Origin of the sequence: Amaricoccus sp. (assembly GCF_036846665.1) — a bacterium.
GTDB lineage: Bacteria > Pseudomonadota > Alphaproteobacteria > Rhodobacterales > Rhodobacteraceae > Amaricoccus.
In genome coordinates this window covers 1-2716 of record NZ_DAIUBO010000354.1, presented here as the reverse complement: position 1 = coordinate 2716, position 2716 = coordinate 1, and the positions used below count along the sequence as shown (strand labels likewise).

5 protein-coding genes are annotated in these 2716 nt (G+C 64.8%); 1 reads left to right on the top strand and 4 read right to left on the bottom strand.

What is annotated here, in order from left to right; translation table 11 throughout:
- Both V7050_RS20130 and V7050_RS20125 read right to left on the bottom strand, forming a co-directional pair.
- A partial coding sequence (locus tag V7050_RS20130) for a LysE family transporter (RefSeq protein WP_324411145.1) occupies positions 1-226 on the bottom strand: 226 nt, incomplete at its 3' end.
- 11 nt (positions 227-237) lie between these two features.
- Entirely contained in the window at positions 238-849 is a 612-nt protein-coding gene (locus V7050_RS20125) for a LysE/ArgO family amino acid transporter (RefSeq protein ID WP_324375878.1), read from the bottom strand.
- 98 nt (positions 850-947) lie between these two features.
- On the opposite strand from V7050_RS20125, the gene V7050_RS20120 reads away from it, so the two are divergent.
- A complete protein-coding gene (locus tag V7050_RS20120) occupies positions 948-1877 on the top strand; it encodes a LysR family transcriptional regulator ArgP (protein WP_324375876.1) in 930 nt (309 codons plus the stop codon).
- 15 nt (positions 1878-1892) lie between these two features.
- Here V7050_RS20120 and V7050_RS20115 read toward each other — a convergent pair whose 3' ends face one another.
- Positions 1893-2522: a DUF6441 family protein gene (locus V7050_RS20115; RefSeq protein ID WP_324411147.1), complete on the bottom strand. Its 630-nt coding sequence runs from the start codon at positions 2520-2522 to the stop codon at positions 1893-1895.
- Positions 2523-2527: 5 nt separating this feature from the next.
- On the bottom strand, positions 2528-2716 hold a 189-nt coding region (locus V7050_RS20110; RefSeq protein ID WP_442885719.1), incomplete at its 5' end, for a head-tail joining protein.

Sequence of the window (2716 nt, the reverse complement as noted above, 5' to 3'; positions counted from 1 at the left end):
GGACGATCAGGGCCTCGGCATAGCGCGCGAGCAACGCGGAAACACCAGTGGCCGCAGACAGCCCCCAGAACAGCGATCCGGAGATGACGCCCGCGGCCAGCGCCAGCCCGGCCTGCCGACCATGGTTCATCGCCACACCCATGATCCGAAGGGTGCTCGGACCGGGGCTTCCGGCCGCAATCACGTAGGCGATGAAGACGACGAGCAGATGGTTGATGTTCTCCATCGAGGATACTCTCAGGTTCCGGCCAGCAACTTGAAGGCGATAAGCCACATCACCAGCGCGATGAGCGTTTCGAGAATGCGCCAGGCCGCCGGTCGCTCGAACACCGGGCGCAGTTTGATGGCACCGTAGCCGAGGGCGAAGAAGAAGACGAACGATCCGAGGATCGCGCCGATCGCGAAGGACCCTTGGCTGTCCGTGAACTGGGTGGAGATGGTGCCCAGCAGGACGACCGTGTCGAGATACACATGCGGGTTCAGCCAGGTGATGGCGAGGCAAGCGACCAGCGTGCGGAAAAGATCGGTCGTCGCCAGCGAGACATCAGCCGCCAGCGCCTCGTTCGAGCGTAGCGCCGAGCGAAGGCTCTTCAGGCCATACCAGACCAGGAAGGCGGCGCCGCCGTAGCGCATCACAGGCTCGAGCCAGGGCAACCACTCCGAGACGCTACGGAAGCTGGTCACGCCCACGGTGATGAGGATCGCGTCCGAGATCGCGCAGGCCAGACAGACGGGGAGGACATGTTCGCCGCGCAAACCTTGCCGCAGCACGAAGGCGTTCTGCGCTCCGATGGCCACGATGAGGCTGAGGCTCATCATCATTCCGGTGAAGAAAACGGCGAGGTCCATTGGCGGGCGTCCCATTCGAAGGGTTTCGCCTTGAGCTACGATGATATGACGGATTAGACAAATTAAGGATGCTGAGCCTGATGAAGGAAAACTGAATCATGATCGACTACGCGGCCCTCCGCGCCGTTGCCGCGGTCGTCAGGACCGGGAGTTTCGAACGGGCTGCGGCATCACTCCATGTGACGCCGTCCGCCATCTCGCAGCGCGTCAAGCATCTCGAAGAGCGCCTCGGCGCGGTGCTCATCGAACGAGGCACGCCCTGCACGGCCACGGACAAGGGCCTCGCGCTTTGCCGGCACATGGACCGCGTTGGCATGCTCGAGAAGGACCTCATGGAGCAGTTGCCCGAGTTCTCCGGCTCCGAAGGAGCCGCTCAGCGGGTAACCGTTAACGTGGCCACGAACGCCGACAGTCTCGGGACCTGGTTTCTCGAGGCCATCGCCTCCTTCACGAGGACCACCGACTACCTCGTGAACGTCGCGATCGACGACGAGGACCATACAGCGGACTGGCTGCGACGCGGCCGGGTACTTGCCGCCGTTACCTCGCTGGAAAGACCCGTGCAGGGATGTCGGGTCACGCCCCTCGGATCGCTCAGCTACCTGGCTACGGCTAGTCCTGACTTCGTGGCGCGATACTTCCCGCAAGGTCTCACGGAGGAGGCTTTCCAGCGTGCGCCTGCTCTCACCTTCAACCAGAAGGACCGGCTTCAGAATGTCTGGGCTCGAGAGGTCTTCGGGCACGATCTCGCCTTCCCCACCCACTGGCTCCCCTCGACGCAGAGCTTCCTTGAAGGAAGCCTCGCCGGCATGGGATGGGCGCTCAATCCGTTCCAGCTCGCGAGGCACCATCTGGACCGCGGTGAGCTTGTCGAGCTTGTGCCCGGCAAGGTCCTGGAGCGACGCCTGTTCTGGCAGATCAACCGATTGGCTGCCGACCAACTTCACGAGCTGTCCCGATCAATACTCGCCGTGGCGCGGCGCGATCTCGAGTCGCGCGAAAGAGACCCGCAAGGCGCTGCGGAATAGCCCGGACAGCAGACATCACAATCTATCCTCAATCCAATTTGCCACGATCAGCCCCGGCACGCTGTCCAACGCCCGGTCTGCATCCCGCGCCAAGTCCAGCCGCTTCGGCAGCTTGACCTGCGGCACGAGCAGGAAGATCGGCGCGGTGACCTTTCCGCGCCCGGTCTTGGAGCGCGACACTACCGCCTGACCCTTCGTGTTCAGCCGTCCCTCCGCTACCAGCAGGCTGGGGCCCATCTGGCGATAGACGAAGCGCAGGCGCAGGCCGCGTCGCCGTTCCCATTCGCCGGGCGTGATCCTGCCCCCACGCAGGGATTTGCCTGCAGCGGGCAGCGGGATCGCCAGCCAGAACCCGTTCTTCGAGCGGATCAGCGGGCCGGTGTCATGCGCGCCGACGATCACTGGCGCCTTGGACCAGACGAGAGCTGCCGCGTCCAGGCTTTCGCCCGACCTCGGGAAGTTCTGGCTTCGGATCGAGTTGGCGAGCCGTGTGCCGAGTCCCGCGCCGGTGATCTGGAAGCGCCAGGCCGTCTTCAGCCCGGTCCCGGACTCGCGCATGGCGGACGTCACCGCGCGTTCGCCCGCCGCCACTTCGGCCGCCATCATCGCGACGATGTCGGGATCGATGTCGAGCTTCAGTTTCATGGCCATCACGCGGGCCTCAGATCGACGGTCCAGACCAGCCGCTCGCGGTCGCCGACGGGCTCGCCCTGAATGAGGAAGGCGTCGCCTTCGATCTCGATGCGGTCGCCGGGGCGTGGGTTTGCCACCTCGGCGACACGCAGGTCGATCCGGGTGGTCTCGGACCAGAGCCGCGCATCGCCGAAGTCGCTGATCGC